This is a genomic window from Saccharothrix sp. ST-888 (assembly GCF_000955975.1).
Classification (GTDB): Bacteria; Actinomycetota; Actinomycetes; order Streptomycetales; family Streptomycetaceae; genus Kitasatospora.
In genome coordinates this window covers 13,733-28,982 of record NZ_JYJF01000038.1, presented here as the reverse complement: position 1 = coordinate 28,982, position 15,250 = coordinate 13,733, and the positions used below count along the sequence as shown (strand labels likewise).

Here is a 15,250-nt window from a genome sequence, read left to right as displayed (position 1 = left end):
CATGACTGAGCGGAACGAGGCGGGGGCACCCGGGGCCGGCGGCCGGGGGAGGCCGGCCAGGGTGGTGGTGGCCGACGACCAGACGGTGGTGCGCGAGGGGATCGTGATGCTGCTGGGGCTGCTGCCGGGCATCGAGGTGGTCGGTGCGGCGGCCGACGGCGAGGAGGCCGTGCGGCTGGTGGCCGAGCAGACCCCGGACGTGGTGCTGATGGACCTTCGGATGCCGCGCTGCGACGGCGTCGAGGCCACCCGGCGGATCCGGGCCGAGTACCCGCACACCGAGGTCGTGGTGCTCACCACTTTCGCCGACGACGCCTCGCTCTTCCCCGCCCTGCAGGCCGGCGCACGCGGGTACCTGACCAAGGACGCCGGCGGCGAGGAGATCGCCCGGGCCATCGCGGACGTCCGCTCCGGCGCGGCCGGGCTCTCGCCGCAGGTGCAGCTGCGGTTGCTGGAGCGGCTGTCGCAGGCGCCTGCGCCGGACGCCGCCGGGCAGCGCGGGCCCGCACCGGGCGAGTCGAAGCCGGCGGCGCGGGCCGAGCTGCCCGACGGGCTCACCGTCCGGGAGGCCGAGGTGCTGGCGCTGATCGCCGACGGGCTGTCCAACGCCGAGATCGCGCGGGAGCTCTTCGTCAGCCAGGCGACGGTGAAGACGCACATCAACAACCTCTTCGCCAAGACCGCGGTCCGGGACCGCGCGCAGGCGGTGGCGTACGCGTTCACCCATGGGATTAGACGCCGTTCGTAAGCTGACGTTTTGCTCACCTGATCGGGTGAACGTATCTGCAACTGGCCGTAAGAGTGTGCGCAAGGGCACCATCATGGTGCGGTCAGCGGGTGCGCGGAACCGCATCCTCACCCTCCGCCGCCTGCACCACCCCACACCGACGTCGCAGCCCCCGCGCGGTGTCGTAGGTCCAGGAGCAGCAGTGGCACAGCAGGAGAGGTTCGACTGGTGGGCGGCAGAGCCCACCGGGCGCAAGGCGGTCCTCCGGTCACCGGTGGGGCGCCTCGCACCGGGGCGTCCCGCGGCGGCCGCGCCCGCGGAACCGTCGCCGGTGGACTTGCCACTGCCGGACACGCCACCGGCCGTCGGCCCGGCCTCGGCGGTGACGGTGGGGTCGATGGCGTCGGCGGGGTCGGCAACCGGTGCCGCCGAGGTCTACCGGGCGGTGCAGGCCAGCGCGCCGTTCCAGGACATCCGGCGCGGCTACCGCGGTTTCGTCTTCCCCGCCACCGCGGCGTTCCTGCTCTGGTACCTGCTCTACCTCGGAGCACAGGCCGCTGCCCCCGGGCTGATGCACGGTCGGGTGGCCGGTCCGCTCAACGTCGCCTGGCTGCTCGCCCTGCTGCAGTTCGCCTCGACCTTCGCGATCACCTGGCTCTACGCCAGGAACGCCCGCGACAAGCGCGACCGGGCCGCGCTCGGGCTCCGCTGGGACACCCAGGACCAGCTGCGATGACTCCGACCCCGGACCCTCACGCGGTGCACGGCACGACCGCCCAGCCCGCCGCCCCGTACCTCGCGCCGCACCCGGCGCCGCTCACCACGGTGCCGCCGCACCCGGCGCCCGCGCCGGCGTCGGCACACTCCGTCGTCGGGACGCTGACCACCGGGGCGCACCACGAACTGGCGATCGTCCTGTTCGCGGTCATCGTCCTGATCACCCTCGGCATCACGCTCTGGGCCGGTCGGCGCGGCCAGGCCGCCGAGGACTTCTACACCGGCGGGCGCGGCTTCACCTCGCTCCAGAACGGCTTCGCGCTCTCCGGGGACTACCTCTCCGCCGCCTCCTTCCTCGGCGTCACCGGCCTGATCGCCCTCTACGGCTACGACGGCGTGCTCTACAGCATCGGCTTCCTGGTCGCCTGGCTGGTGGTGCTGATGCTGGTCGCCGAACTGGTCCGCAACGCCGGCCGCTACACCCTGGCCGACGTGCTGGCCCTGCGGATGCGCCAGCGCCCGGTGCGGGCCGCCGCCGGTACGGCCGGGGTGGTCGTCACCCTGCTCTACCTGATCGCGCAGATGGTCGGCGCGGGCAGCCTGGTCGCCCTGCTGCTCGGCACCAACAGCGGCCTCGCCAAGACGCTGACCATCGTCGCGGTCGGCGCACTGATGATCATCTATGTGACGGTCGGCGGGATGCGGGCCACCACCTGGATCCAGATCGTCAAGGCCGGACTGCTGCTGGTCGGCGCCGCGCTGCTCACCGTGCTGGTACTGGCCCGCTTCCACGGTGACCTGTTCGCGCTGATGCGGGCCGCCGCCCGGGGCAGCGGCGTCGGCCAGGCGTACCTGGAGCCCGGGCTCAAGTACGGTGCGAGCGCGACCAGTCGGCTGGACTTCTTCAGCCTCGGCCTCGCCCTGGTGCTCGGCACGGCCGGTCTGCCGCACATCCTGTCCCGCTTCTACACGGTGCCGACGGCCCGGGCCGCCCGGCGCTCCACGATGTGGGCGATCGGCCTGATCGGGGGCTTCTACCTGATGGCCATCGTGCTCGGTCTCGGGGCCACCGCCGTGATCGGCGCGAAGACCGTGCGGGCCGCCAACCCGGCGGGCAACACCGCGGTCCCGCTGCTCGCCCTGGATCTGGGCGGCGGTTCGGGCAGCACCGGGGGAGTGGTGCTGTTCGCGCTGATCTCGGCGGTGGCCTTCGCCACCATCCTGGCCGTGGTCGCCGGACTCACCCTGGCCTCCTCCGCCGCCTTCGCCCACGATCTCTACGCGCGGGCCTGGCGGCGGCCCGGGAGCCGGGAGATGACGGATCGCCAGGAGGTGGTGGCGGCTCGGGTGGCGGCCGTGGTGATCGGGGCGGCGGCCATTGTGCTGAGCCTGTTCGCCCAGCAGCTGAACGTGGCCTTCCTTGTCGGTCTCGCCTTCGCGGCGGCCGCCTCGGCCAACCTGCCGACCCTGCTCTTCACCCTGTTCTGGAGCCGCTTCACCACTCGCGGCGTGGTCTGGTCGGTCTACGGGGGGCTGGTCCCCGCGGTCCTGCTGGTGGTGTTCTCGCCGGTGGTGTCCGGGGCGCCGTCGGCCCTCTTCCCAGGTGTGGACTTCCACTGGTTCCCGTTGGAGAACCCCGGGCTGGTCTCCATCCCGATGGGCTTCCTGGCGGGCTGGGCCGGCACCGTGACCTCGCCGGAGGCCGCCGATGCCGATCGGTACGCGGAGCTGGAGGTCCGTTCGCTGACCGGAGCGGGCGCCGCGTAGCGGTCCGCTCGGCCACCGACGGTCGGGGGCGCGGGGCCGGACCGGGTGTCCGGTCCCGCGCCCCCGAGGTGTCAGCGCGTACAGATGGTGACCTGCTGCTCGGCGCTCTCCGCCGGGCCGCCGGTGGCGCAGACCATGGTGCGGTAGTCGGTCACCACCGCGGGGGTGGACAGCTGTATCGAGCCGCTGCGGATCATGGTGGAGGAGGCGACCGTCTGCCAGGGGCTGCCCCAGGCGCGCTGGATCCTCACCTCCACCCGGAGCAGGGTCAGCTGGTCGTCGACGGCGTCGACCCGGGCCGAACCGATGATTCCGGTGCCGGTGGTGTTCGGCTGCTGCCAGGCACAGGGCCGGTTCAGGGCCGCCAGGCAGGCGGGGTTGACGGCCTCCGAGGCCGCCGGGGCGGCGAGCGCGGGGCCCGCCGCCGCAGCGAGGACTGCCGCCGTGCCTACGACCAGACCTGCGATACGCGAGATCATGGCACTGTTCTCCTTTGAATCAGAGCCGAAGGTGCTTGCGCTGCCGACTATTTCATCCATGTAACGCGACAGTCACTATGGGTTACATCACGTTTGGTGACCGGTTGGTGTGAGAAGAGTAACCAGTTTCGAGCATTTCTGTCAGGTCCGCGTCGGGTGCTGGCTGTCGATCTCCGGCCGACGCCCTTCGGCTTTCGCTCTCCGGCTGCCGGCCGTCAGGCGCGGGACGGCAGCACGTAGCGGTGCTCGGGGCGGCCGGTGCCGCCGTAGCGCAGACTCAGCCGCAGGCGGTTGTCGCGTTCCAGCTGCTTCAGGTAGCGCTGGGCGGTGGAGCGGCTCAGCCCGGACTGGTCGGCGACCTCCTGGGCGGAGAGCGGGCAGCCGGCCCGCCGGAGAACACCGAGCACCAGGTCGGTGGTGGGCGCCGAGTGGCCCTTGGGGAGCGTGGCGGTGGGGGGAGCGGCGCTTCGCATGGTGGCGAACATCCGGTCCACCTCGTCCTGGCAGGTCTCGCGCGCGGCCGGTCCGGCCAGTGCGTGGCGCAGCTCCGCGTAGGCGACCAGCTTCTCCCGCAGGCCGGCGAAGGTGAACGGCTTGACCAGGTACTGGAGCGCGCCGTGCTGCATCGCGGCGTGCACGGTGGAGACGTCCCTGGCGGCGGTCACCATCATCACGTCGCAGCCGATCCCGGCCGCGCGCATCCGGCGGACCAGGGCCAGGCCGTTCTCGTCGGGCAGGTGGTGGTCCAGCAGGACCAGGTCGACCGGTCGGCGTTCGAGGGCGGCCAGTGCCTCGGCGGCGCTGTGCGTCCGGCCGGCCACCCGGAAGCCGGGGACCTTCGCCACATAGGCGGCGTGCACCTCGGCGACCCGGAAGTCGTCGTCCACCACGAGTACGTCGATCACGGTGCCTCCACGAGCAGGGGGATCACGGCCTGGGGCCGGGAGCGCAGGTGTTCGGGCCTCGGCAGGGCCGGGTCCCCACCGGCGCCCGGCGCGAGGTGGGTCGGCGCGCAGCCGGACGGGGCCGGGGCGGTGGCGGGGGCGTGCAGGGCCTCGGGCAGGTGGACCGTGAACCGGGCGCCGCCGAGCGGGCCCGCGCCGACCTCGATCCGTCCGCCGCCGCGTTCGACCAGGCGGTGGACCATGGCCAGGCCGAGGCCGCGCGGACGGTTCGCGGGTGCGTCCTTGCTGCTCCAGCCCTCCTCGAAGATCCGCTCGCGCAGCTCGGCGGGGATGCCGGGCCCGCTGTCGGCCACCTCGATCAGCAGGGTCGCGCCGCTCGCCCGCAGGGTGACCTCGACCGTGCCGCCGGTGAGCGCGTCCAGCGCGTTGTCGACCAGGTTTCCCAGGACGGTCACCACGGCGCGCGGGTCGACGGCCGTGTCCGGCAGGTGGCTGTCGGGGGTGACGGTCAGCCGGATGCCGCGTTCGGCGGCCACCGCCGCCTTGCCCGCGAGCAGCGCGGCGGCATGCGGGTCCTGGACCTGCTCGGCGATCCGGGCCGCGAGGGCGGCGTGCGAGCCCGACTGCTCGGAGATGAACTCCGCCGCCTGTTCGTGCCGGCCGAGTTCCAGCAGGCCGAGCAGGGTGTGCAGCCGGTTGGCGTGCTCGTGGTCCTGGGCGCGCAGGGCCTCGGTGAGACTGCGGGTGTTGTCCAGTTCGCGGACCAGCGACTCTAGCTCGGTGCGGTCCCGGAGGGTGACCACGGCGCCGCCGTCGGCGGTGGCCATCCGGTTGACCACCAGCACCCGGTCGTCGCGGACGGCCGGCAAGTCGGCGCCCTCGGTCCGTCCGGTGAGCACCTCGGCCAGCCGTCCGGGCGGCAGCACTTCGTCGATCGGGCGGCCGGTGCAGTCCTCGGGCAGGGCGAGCAGCCGGACGGCCTCGTCGTTGGCCAGCCGGATCCGCCCGCGTGCGTCGAGGGCGACCATGCCCTCGCGGATGCCGTGCAGCATCGCCTCGCGCTCGACCAGCAGCGCCGAGATGTCGGCGACGGCGATGTTGTGGGTGCGCCGCTTGAGGCGCCTGGCCAGCACCAGGGTGGCCACCGTGCCCGCGGCCAGACCGGCGCCCGCGCAGAGCAGAATGCCCGCGACCATGCCCAGCAGCCGACGACGGATCGAGTCGTCGCTGATCCCGACCGAGACCTCGCCGACGATCCGGCCGTCGGCCAGCCGCAGCGGTACCTTGCCGCGCGCGGTGCGGCCGAGGGTGCCCTCCTGCATCGCCGTCACGTTCTCGCCGTGCAGCGCGGGCTCGGGGTCGGTGGAGACCCGCTGTCCGATTTTCGCCGGGTCGGTGTGCGAGAGCCGGATGCCGACGGTGTCGGTCACCACCACGAAGCTGGCACCGGTGGCGAGGCGGATCTGCTCGGCGTTGCGCTGCACGGCCGCGGTGTCCCGGGCGGAGGCGGCCCGCGCGATCGACTCGTCGGCGGCCGTGGACTGGGCTATCGACAGGGCCCGCTGCATCGCGTCGCGGTCCAGCTCGCGGCTGACCGGGGCCAGGAACAGCCCGGCCGTCACGGCGGTGACGCCGACCGTGACCACCGTCTGGCTGAGCAGCAGCTGGGCGAAGACCCGGCGGGGCCAGTGCGGACGCCTCATGGCTGGCTCTCCTCTCGTCCTGCCCTTGTCGCCGGGCCTGCCCCGGTCGCACCGCCCGGGGCACGGGGACCGGTGCGACGCGCCCGCCACCGAGGTGCCGGGTCACCCGCGCGGTTCTCGCGCCGATGAGGGGTCGCCCCGCCGGGCAGTGCCTAGCAGTCGGGTGCGGGACGCACACCCTATGTTTCGGCCGTGTTTCTGTCAGCCCTGCTCCGCTGTTGTAGCGGAAGCAAAACGAGCAGAACAGCCCTCAACGCCCGAAAGCCGTAGTACGCCCGCAAGACTCCCGCCGGGCCCTCGGCCGCTCCTAACCTCCCGGAGCACAGCACGGAACCAGGACGAGACGAGGGCCGATGAAACAGGCTGGAACAGTGCCGGCGATCGAGTTGACCGGTGCGACCAAGCGGTTCAGGACACCCTCGGGCGCCCTGCACACCGCCGTACGGGACCTTGATCTGGCCGTCGCCGAGGGCGAGTTCGTGGCCGTGGTCGGGCCGACCGGTTGCGGCAAGTCCACCACGCTGACCCTGGTCAGCGGCCTGGAGGAGCCCACCGAGGGCGAGGTCAGGGTGGCCGGGGTGCCGGTCGAGGGGATCAACGCGCAGGTCGGTTTCGTCTTCCAGCAGGACGCGGTCTTCCCCTGGCGGACCGTGCTGTCCAACGTGATGGCCGGTCCGCGCTTCCGGGGCGTGCCCGCGAACGAGGCCCGGGCGCGGGCCAGGGACTGGCTGGGCAGGGTGGGCCTGGCCGCCTTCGAGGACCGCTACCCGCACCAGCTCTCCGGCGGCATGCGCAAGCGCGTCGCACTCGCCCAGACCTTCGTCAACGACCCGAGGATCCTGCTGATGGACGAGCCGTTCTCGGCGCTCGACGTGCAGACCCGGGCCCTGATGTCGGACCAGCTGCTCGACCTGTGGGCCGGTACCGGCTCCTCGGTCGTCTTCGTCACCCACGACCTGGACGAGGCGATCGCCCTCGCCGACCGGGTGGTGGTGATGACGGCGGGCCCCGCCACCGTCAAGGAGGTCTTCACCGTCGACCTGCCCCGTCCGCGCACCGTCGAGGCCGTCCGGCTGGAGCCCCGCTTCGTGGAGCTGTACCGCGAGATCTGGGCCTCGCTCGGCGAAGAGGTGCGGATCACCCGTGAGAGAGGAGCGGGTCGTGCCGCTTGAGAGTGCCGTCCGGACCCCCGCCGCCACCACCCGGACCGAGGTGCGTGAACGAGCCGCCCGCAACCGGAAGTTGACCGTGCACGCGGCGCGCGCCGGCGTGCTGGCCGCCTTCCTCGGACTGTGGGAGCTGGCTGCCCGCACCGGGGTCGTCGATCCGTTCAACTTCTCCCAGCCGTCCCGGATCCGGGACCAGATCTGGCAGTGGATCACCCACGGCACCGCGCAGGGCTCGCTCGGCGAGCAGATCGGCTACACCCTCTACGAGGCGCTGAGCGGCTGGGTCATCGGTGTGGTCGGCGGTGTGCTGCTCGGCATCGCGCTCGGCCGGATCCGTTTCCTCGCAGACGTGTTCGGCCCGTACATCAAGGTGCTGAACGCGATCCCGCGGATCGTGCTCGCGCCGATCTTCCTGATCTGGTTCGGCCTCGGGCCGGCCTCCAAGGTCGCCTCGGCCGTCGTGCTGGTCTTCTTCCCGGTCTTCTTCAACGCCTTCCAGGGTGCCCGCGAGGTCGACCGCAACCTGGTCGCCAACGCGCGCATCCTGGGTGCCCGCGACCGGCAGGTGACCGTGCAGGTGGTCGTCCCCGCCGCCACCACCTGGATCTTCACCAGCCTGCACGTCAGCTTCGGCTTCGCCCTGATCGGCGCCATCGTCGGTGAGTACATCGGCGCCACCAAGGGCCTCGGCCTGCTGGTCGCGGCGGCCCAGGGCACCTTCAACGCGGCCGGTGTGTACGCCGCGATGACCATCCTCGCCGTGGTCGCCCTGCTCACCGAGGGCCTGCTCACCTTCGCCGAGAAGCGCCTGTTCCGGTGGAAGCCCGCCGACTCCGGCGACGGCCGCTGAACCCCTTGCGCCGAACCCCCTTGCGCCGAACCACTTTGCCAAGAAAGGCCATTCCATGCGCAGAACCGCCGCAGCCGCCGTCGCCGCCGTGCTGCTCCTGCCCCTGACCGCCTGCGCCAACGACGCGGCCTCCTCCTCGCACACCGGGGCCGCCCCCGCAGGCCCCGGCGTCGACGGTCCGAAGGTGAAGATCATGGTCGGTGGCCTGGACAAGGTCATCTACCTGCCCGCGATGCTCACCCAGCGGCTCGGCTTCTTCGCCGAGGCCGGGGTCAACGTCGAGCTGATGAGCGAGCCCGCCGGGGTCAACGCCACCACGGCGCTGCTCGCCGGGGACGTCCAGGGGGCCGTCGGCTTCTACGACCACACCATCGACCTGCAGGCCAAGGGCAAGAACGTGGAGTCCGTGGTGCAGTTCGCGCAGGCACCCGGCGAGGTCGAGGTGGTCTCCGCCAAGCAGGCGGACGCGATCAGGGGCGCTGCCGACTTCAAGGGCAGGAAGCTGGGCGTCACGGGCATCGGCTCCTCCACCGACTTCCTCACCAAGTACCTGGCCGTCAAGAACGGTGTCGCGGTGAGCGAGTTCAGCCCGATCTCGGTCGGTGCGGGACAGACCTTCATCGCCGCCATGCAGCAGGGCAGCATCGACGCCGGGATGACCACCGACCCGACCGTGGCCACCATCCTGGACAAGAAGATCGGCACGGTGCTCTACGACATGCGCACCCCCGAGGGCTCGCGCGCCGCACTCGGCGGGCTCTACCCGTCCTCCTCGCTCTACATGAACACCGACTGGGTGAACCGGAACAAGGACACCAACCAGCGACTGGCCAACGCCTTCGTCAAGACCCTCAAGTGGATGTCCACCCACACCCCCGCCGAGATCGCCGCCAAGATGCCGGCCGACTACGCGCAGGGCGGTGCCGAGCAGTACGCGGAGGCGATCAGGGCCACCCTGCCGATGTTCACCACTGACGGGGTGATGCCGTCCGACGGACCCGGGACCGTCCTCGCCGTGCTCGGCGCCTTCCACCCGGACGTCAAGGGCAAGGAGGGCGCCATCGACCTCGGCCGGACCTACACGACGGAGTTCGTCAACAAGGCCGGCTGAGCCCGGGATCCGTGGCGGCCCGGCACCTTCCGGACAGCGGGTGATGGGCCGTCACGGCTGCTGCCGGAGCTCCCGGAGCGCGACCACGTCCATCCGGGGCGGCGTGCCGGGCGCCTTCCCGCAGCTCTCCGGGCGGGGCGGCTCGCTCGCCCGCTCGGCGACGTCGGCCAGCCAGCGGCGTCCGTCCGTGTGCCGGACCTCGATCCCGTCGTCGGTCCGGCGGACCGTCAGAGCCTCGGCCGAGGTCTCGCCGGTCAGCAGCCGTACGGCGTGCTCCGCCGCCTGGCCCGGACGGTCCCAGTGCGAGCGGCCCCTGGACCACTCCGGCACCGTGCGTCCCGCGGCCGTCGCCGCCAGCACCTCCTTGGCGATCTCCGCGGTGAGCCGCCCGTACGCGTAGCCGTAGGGCAGCACCAGCATCGTCGGCGAGAAGCGGTGACCGCCCAGATGCGTCACCTCCCAGACCTCGCTGTGCCCGGCCACCGCGATCTCCGCCGCCAGCGGTCGGCCCAGCAGCGCGCAGCAGCGGTCCCGGCGGCCGTTGGTGCACACCAGCGCGATCGGGCCGCCGGTGTGGGCGGTGCCGAAGCCGCCGTGCTCACCGCCGCCCAGCGCGGTGAAGTCCAGGCCCAGCAGCTCCGCCGGATCCGCCACGACGGCCCGCCGGACCCAGGAGCGGCCCGGCGCCGTGTGCGCCACGATCACCTCGTGCCCCGCTGTCGGCAGGCAGTCCGCGTGCCGGCCGGGGCGGCGGATCAGTGCGATCCGGACCCCGGTGCCCGCGCAGGCCGCGTCCAGGGCCCGGCCGGTCCCGGTGTCCAGGTGGCTCTCGGTGAGCGCCTTCGCTCCCCACGGCCCGCTCTGCTCGATCAGCAGCCAGGTGGTGGCCGTCGCGGCGGTGGCGGCCAGCGGCTCGGTCAGTTCGCGCGACAGTGTCGTACAGGTGCTCACCCCGGCAACCCTACCCGCGGGCGATCGGGCGGTGGCGGCGGGCGTTTCGGCGCCCGCCCGAGCCCGTCGGACGAGCGGATCCACGCGATCGCGGCCTCGCACGGGCTGAGCGCCCGCTCCGCAGGACCGTTCGGGATCAGCCTGACGCCGGTCACCGGACAGGCATCGGAGGTCCGGCATGCCTGGGATACGGCCCGAGCCGCCCGCGCCCGAACCCGGCTTCGACTTCGAAGTCCCGGTCCACTTCCACGACCTGGGCATGCACCTCAGCGAGGAGCAGCGCTGGGCCCACCTCGGCGAGGTCGCCGCCGAGACCTGGTCCGGCGGCACCGGGTACCAGCGGCAGACCGTCCGGCAGCTGTACGCGGACCTGGCCGGCGCCGGCGATCGTCCGGTTCACCGGTCTGCAGTGGACGCCGCCACCGGCCGCCGAGGGCGAGCCGCCGGCCGACCGCGATATCGATGGCCAGGGTGGACGTCCACCTGCCGCCCCCCGAGGTCTCCTCGCTGCTGGTGATGTCGCTGACCACACCCTCGCTCCCGGAGCTGCCGCACCACGTCGCGCTGCTCTCCGAACCCGCCGAGACCGTCCAGGTCCTGGGCGACGGGCCACCACGCACCGTCGCCGGGCAGCAGCACCCCGCGAGCACGGCCGGAGTCCGGGCTGCCTTCGGCTGACCGGTGGCGGACGGCAGCCGGGCAGGGCCCTGGGGCGCAGCAGCCTGCGCCCCGGGACCCTGCCCGGATCGATCCTCGCCCGGGTTACCAGGCCGGGCCCGCCACCGCCACGATCGGCTTCGACACCGGCGTACCCGAGCCGTCCCGGCGCGGGTCGCGCTCGGGCAGCTCCACCGGCACCCCGCCGGCCGCCGTGGCCAGTGCCGGGGCCGCGCCCGCCCAGCCGAACGCCAGCGCGTCCTCACCGCGCAGGAAGCGCTGGCAGCGCACGCCGCCCGTCGCCCGGCCCTTGCGCGGGTACTGCTCGAACGGGGTCACCTTCCACGAGGACTGCGCCTCGCCGGTCAGTGTCCCCGACGTGCCCGCCACCGAGACCACCACCGCGTCCGCGGCCGGATCCACCGCGGTGAACGACAGCACCCGGGCCCCGTCCGAGAGCTTGATGCCCGCCATACCGCCCGCCGGACGGCCCTGCGGACGCACCTGGTTCGCCTGGTAGCGCAGCAACTGCGCGTCGGAGGTGATGAAGACCAAGTCCTCCTCGCCGGTCCGCAGTTCCACGGCACCGACCAGCTCGTCGCCCTCCTTGAGGGCGATCACCTCGAACTCGTCCTTGTTCGCCGGCCACTCCGGCACCACCCGCTTCACCACACCCTGCACCGTGCCCAGCGCCAGACCCGGCGAGGACTCGTCCAGCGTCGTGAGCGCCAGCACCCGCTCGCCGTCCTCCAGCCGCAGGAACTCGCTCACCTGGGCACCGCCCGCCAGCGAGAGCGAAGGCGTCGGCGGCAGCGCCGGCAGATCGATCACCGGCAGCCGCAGCACCCGGCCGATCGACGTCACCACGCCCACATCGGCCCGCGCCGTGGCCGGCACCGCCGACACCACCACGTCGTGCTTGGCGCGCTTGCCCGAGGGCTCCGCCAGCTCCAGCGGCTCGCCGTCCGCCGTCCGCGCCAGCAGGCCGGTCGAGGACAGCAGCACCCGGCACGGATCGTCCGCCACCTCCAGCGGCACCGACAGCGCCGCGGTCGGCACCGCGCCCGCCTCCAGCAGCACCGTCCGCCGCTCGGTGCCGAACTGCTTGGACACCGCGCCCAGTTCGTTCGACACCACGCTGCGCAGCTTGGTGTCCGACTCCAGGATCTCGGTCAGCTCGGCGATCTCGGTGTTCAGCTTCTGCTGCTCGTCCTCCAGCTCCACCCGGTCGAACCGGGTCAGCCGCCGCAGCGGAGTGTCCAGGATGTAGGCGGTCTGCGTCTCCGACAGCGAGAACCGCTCGATCAGCCGCTCCTTGGCCTGCGAGGCGTTGTCGCTGGAGCGGATGATCGCGATGACCTCGTCGATGTCGACCAGTGCCACCAGCAGGCCCTCGACCAGGTGCAGCCGCTCCTGCCGCTTGCGCCGCCGGAACTCGCTGCGCCGCCGCACCACCTCGAAGCGGTGGTCGACATAGACCTCCAGCAGCTCCTTCAGACCCAGCGTCAGCGGCTGGCCGTCCACCAGCGCCACGTTGTTGATGCCGAAGGTCTCCTCCATCGGCGTCAGCTTGTAGAGCTGCTCCAGCAGCGCCTCGGGGACGAACCCGTTCTTCACCTCGATCACCAGGCGCAGGCCGTGCTCACGGTCCGTCAGGTCCTTGACGTCCGCGATGCCCTGGAGCTTCTTCGCGCCCACCAGGTCCTTGATCTTGGCGATCACCTTCTCCGGGCCCACCGTGTACGGCAGCTCGGTGACCACGATGCCCTTGCGGCGCGCGGTGACGCTCTCCACCGAGGCCGTCGCCCGGATCTTGAACGTGCCACGGCCGGACTCGTACGCGTCCCGGATGCCCGTGAGCCCCACGATCCGCCCACCGGTGGGCAGATCGGGACCCGGGATGAAACGCATCAGCGTCTCCAGGTCCGCGGTCGGGTGCTTGATCAGGTGCCGGGCGGCGGCCACTACCTCGGACAGGTTGTGCGGCGGCATGTTCGTCGCCATACCCACCGCGATCCCCGAGGCGCCGTTCACCAGCAGGTTCGGGAACGCCGCCGGGAGCACCGTCGGCTCCTGCTCGCTGCCGTCGTAGTTCGGCCCGAAGTCGACGGTGTCCTCGTGGATCGACTCCACCATCGCCATCGACGCCGCCGTCAGCCGCGACTCCGTGTACCGCATCGCGGCCGGCGGATCGTCGTTGCCGAGCGAACCGAAGTTCCCGTGACCGTCGATCAGCGGCAGCCGCATCGAGAACGGCTGCGCCATGCGCACCACCGAGTCGTAGATCGACGCATCACCGTGCGGATGCAGCCGACCCATCACCTCGCCGACCACACGCGCGCACTTCACGTGCGCCCGGTCCGGGCGCAGGCCCATCTCGTTGGCCTGGTAGAGGATTCGGCGGTGCACCGGCTTCATGCCGTCCCGCGCGTCCGGCAGGGCACGCGAGTAGATCACCGAGTAGGCGTACTCCAGGAAGGAACCCTGCATCTCGTCGACCACGTCGACATCGAGGATCCGCTCCTCGAAATCTCCGGGTGGCGGGGTGGGCGAACTACGGCGGGCCATCGCGGCTGGGCTCCCTTGTGTCTGTCGGCTGCTCGGTCGGCTGCTCGGTCGGTTGCTCGGTCGGCTGCGTCGATCCTGTGATAACTGACTCGAACCGTACGGGGGCACGGCGCCCCCCATTGTGGACCCTCCCGCTGACAGCCACCGTCAAGGGCTACCCCGAGCCCGTCCCAGGGCCGCTCTTCCGCCCCTGGCGAACGCCCCGGGAACGCGGACACATCCCGGCCCCTCGCGCGTTGGACCACAATGGGGGACACGGTTACGTGCCCCGACCAGAGTCGAAGACGGGAAGGACCCCAAACGCATGGCCAACCCGGCCCCCGCCGCCACCCAAGGCCTCGCCATCACCGAACACCGCCTGGCCAACGGCCTGCGCGTGGTGCTCTCCGAGGACCACCTCACCCCTGTCACCGCCGTCTGCCTCTGGTACGACGTGGGCTCCCGACACGAGGTCAAGGGCCGCACCGGCCTGGCCCACCTCTTCGAGCACCTGATGTTCCAGGGCTCCGCCAACGTCTCCAACAACGGCCACTTCGAACTGGTCCAGGGCGCCGGCGGCTCCCTCAACGGCACCACCAGCTTCGAGCGCACCAACTACTTCGAGACCATGCCCGCCCACCAGCTGGAGCTCGCGCTCTGGCTCGAGGCCGACCGCATGGGCTCGCTGCTCGCTGCCCTCGACGACGCCTCCATGGAGAACCAGCGGGACGTCGTCAAGAACGAGCGCCGCCAGCGCTACGACAACGTCCCGTACGGCACCGCCTTCGAGAAGCTCACCGCGCTCTCGTACCCCGACGGCCACCCGTACCACCACACCCCCATCGGGTCGATGGCCGACCTCGACGCCGCGACCCTGGAGGACGCGCGGGCCTTCTTCCGCACGTACTACGCGCCCAACAACGCCGTCCTCGCCATCGTCGGCGACCTCGACCCCGAGCAGACCATCGCCTGGGTCGAGAAGTACTTCGGCACCATCCCCGCGCACAGCGGCAAGCAGCCCCCGCGCGACGGCACCCTCCCCGGCACCATCGGCCGCGAGATCCGCGAACTCGTCGAGGAGGACGTCCCCTCCCGCGCGCTGATGGCCGCCTACCGGCTCCCGCACGACGGCACCCGCGAGGCCGACGCCGCCGACCTCGCCCTCACCATCCTCGGCTCCGGCGAGTCCAGCCGCCTCTACAACCGCCTGGTGCGCCGCGACCGCACCGCCGTCGCCGCCGGATTCGGCCTGCTCCGGCTGGCCGGTGCGCCCTCGCTCGGCTGGCTCGACGTCAAGACCTCGGGCGATGCCACCATCCAGCAGATCGAGACCGCAGTCGACGAGGAGCTCGCCCGCTTCGCGGCCGACGGCCCCACGCCGGAGGAGCTCGAGCGCGCCCAGGCCCAGATCGAGCGCGAGTGGCTCGACCGGCTCACCACCGTGGCGGGCCGGGCCGACGAACTCTGCCGCTACGCCGTCCTGTTCGGCGACCCCAAGCTGCTCAACACCGCGCTCACCAAGGTCCTCGACGTCACCGCCGAAGAGGTCAAGGCCGTCGCGGCGGCCCGCCTGCGGCCCGACAACCGCGCCGTTCTGGTCTACGAGCCGACCACCGCCGACGACCACACCGAGGAGGCGGCGGCAGAATGAGCGAGCGAAGCGAGCG

The 15,250-nt window shown here is 72.2% G+C and carries 13 protein-coding genes; 8 read left to right on the top strand and 5 right to left on the bottom strand.

Features of this window, described 5'->3' with window-relative positions; genetic code table 11:
* Position 1 precedes the first annotated feature (1 nt).
* From UK12_RS14790 to UK12_RS14780, 3 genes are all read left to right on the top strand, one after another.
* Entirely contained in the window at positions 2–748 is a 747-nt protein-coding gene (locus UK12_RS14790; protein WP_045303410.1) for a response regulator transcription factor, read from the top strand.
* 310 nt (positions 749–1,058) lie between these two features.
* Positions 1,059–1,463, top strand: coding sequence for a DUF485 domain-containing protein (locus tag UK12_RS37305; RefSeq protein ID WP_197084861.1), 405 nt, complete (start codon positions 1,059–1,061; stop codon positions 1,461–1,463).
* Between the two features lie 143 nt (positions 1,464–1,606).
* Positions 1,607–3,211 (top strand): solute symporter family protein, encoded by a 1,605-nt coding sequence (locus UK12_RS14780; RefSeq protein WP_045303426.1) that lies wholly within the window; start codon positions 1,607–1,609, stop codon positions 3,209–3,211.
* Positions 3,212–3,282: 71 nt separating this feature from the next.
* Here the strand turns inward: UK12_RS14780 and UK12_RS14775 are convergent, their stop codons facing one another.
* The 3 genes from UK12_RS14775 to UK12_RS14765 all read right to left on the bottom strand — a co-directional run bounded on the left by UK12_RS14775 (position 3,283) and on the right by UK12_RS14765 (position 6,298).
* A complete protein-coding gene (locus UK12_RS14775) occupies positions 3,283–3,690 on the bottom strand; it encodes a hypothetical protein (RefSeq protein WP_045303408.1) in 408 nt (135 codons plus the stop codon).
* Between the two features lie 215 nt (positions 3,691–3,905).
* On the bottom strand, positions 3,906–4,595 hold the full coding sequence (locus tag UK12_RS14770) for a response regulator (protein WP_045303407.1): 690 nt from the start codon (positions 4,593–4,595) through the stop codon (positions 3,906–3,908).
* Complete coding sequence (locus UK12_RS14765) at positions 4,592–6,298, bottom strand: ATP-binding protein (RefSeq protein WP_045303406.1); 1,707 nt, start codon at positions 6,296–6,298, stop codon at positions 4,592–4,594. Before UK12_RS14765 ends, UK12_RS14770 begins: the two co-directional genes overlap by 4 nt.
* Before the next feature lie 353 nt (positions 6,299–6,651).
* Here UK12_RS14765 and UK12_RS14760 point away from each other — a divergent pair, with 353 nt between their 5' ends.
* From UK12_RS14760 to UK12_RS14750, 3 genes are read left to right on the top strand one after another with little or no spacing between them, the layout of a single operon-like run.
* Complete coding sequence (locus UK12_RS14760) at positions 6,652–7,470, top strand: ABC transporter ATP-binding protein (protein ID WP_045303405.1); 819 nt, start codon at positions 6,652–6,654, stop codon at positions 7,468–7,470.
* The gene (locus tag UK12_RS14755) at positions 7,460–8,317 is read left to right on the top strand and encodes an ABC transporter permease (protein WP_045303404.1); all 858 of its coding nucleotides are present in this window, start codon (positions 7,460–7,462) and stop codon (positions 8,315–8,317) included. The genes UK12_RS14760 and UK12_RS14755 overlap by 11 nt, the downstream gene beginning before the upstream one ends.
* Positions 8,318–8,372: 55 nt before the next feature.
* Positions 8,373–9,428: an ABC transporter substrate-binding protein gene (locus tag UK12_RS14750; RefSeq protein WP_045303403.1), complete on the top strand. Its 1,056-nt coding sequence runs from the start codon at positions 8,373–8,375 to the stop codon at positions 9,426–9,428.
* A gap of 51 nt (positions 9,429–9,479) precedes the next feature.
* Here the strand turns inward: UK12_RS14750 and UK12_RS14745 are convergent, their stop codons facing one another.
* Positions 9,480–10,379 carry a sucrase ferredoxin gene (locus UK12_RS14745; protein ID WP_045303402.1) on the bottom strand — a complete coding sequence of 300 codons (900 nt, stop codon included), beginning with the start codon at positions 10,377–10,379 and terminating at the stop codon, positions 9,480–9,482.
* Positions 10,380–10,841: 462 nt separating this feature from the next.
* Between UK12_RS14745 and UK12_RS14735 the strand changes: the two genes are divergently transcribed.
* Positions 10,842–11,057: a hypothetical protein gene (locus UK12_RS14735; protein ID WP_156178729.1), complete on the top strand. Its 216-nt coding sequence runs from the start codon at positions 10,842–10,844 to the stop codon at positions 11,055–11,057.
* 84 nt (positions 11,058–11,141) lie between these two features.
* Here UK12_RS14735 and UK12_RS14730 read toward each other — a convergent pair whose 3' ends face one another.
* The gene (locus UK12_RS14730) at positions 11,142–13,604 is read right to left on the bottom strand and encodes a DNA gyrase/topoisomerase IV subunit A (protein WP_045303399.1); all 2,463 of its coding nucleotides are present in this window, start codon (positions 13,602–13,604) and stop codon (positions 11,142–11,144) included.
* Positions 13,605–13,908: 304 nt separating this feature from the next.
* Here UK12_RS14730 and UK12_RS14725 point away from each other — a divergent pair, with 304 nt between their 5' ends.
* Positions 13,909–15,234: a M16 family metallopeptidase gene (locus UK12_RS14725; RefSeq protein ID WP_045303398.1), complete on the top strand. Its 1,326-nt coding sequence runs from the start codon at positions 13,909–13,911 to the stop codon at positions 15,232–15,234.
* Positions 15,235–15,250: the final 16 nt, after the last annotated feature.

Coding starts and splice junctions, on each gene's coding strand:
- UK12_RS14790 (WP_045303410.1), top strand. CDS start 2: ATGACTGAGCGGAACGAGGCGGGGGCACCCGGGGCCGGCGGCCGGGGG.
- UK12_RS14775 (WP_045303408.1), bottom strand. CDS start 3,690: ATGATCTCGCGTATCGCAGGTCTGGTCGTAGGCACGGCGGCAGTCCTC.
- UK12_RS14765 (WP_045303406.1), bottom strand. CDS start 6,298: ATGAGGCGTCCGCACTGGCCCCGCCGGGTCTTCGCCCAGCTGCTGCTC.
- UK12_RS14760 (WP_045303405.1), top strand. CDS start 6,652: ATGAAACAGGCTGGAACAGTGCCGGCGATCGAGTTGACCGGTGCGACC.
- UK12_RS14750 (WP_045303403.1), top strand. CDS start 8,373: ATGCGCAGAACCGCCGCAGCCGCCGTCGCCGCCGTGCTGCTCCTGCCC.
- UK12_RS14735 (WP_156178729.1), top strand. CDS start 10,842: ATGGCCAGGGTGGACGTCCACCTGCCGCCCCCCGAGGTCTCCTCGCTG.
- UK12_RS14730 (WP_045303399.1), bottom strand. CDS start 13,604: ATGGCCCGCCGTAGTTCGCCCACCCCGCCACCCGGAGATTTCGAGGAG.
- UK12_RS14725 (WP_045303398.1), top strand. CDS start 13,909: ATGGCCAACCCGGCCCCCGCCGCCACCCAAGGCCTCGCCATCACCGAA.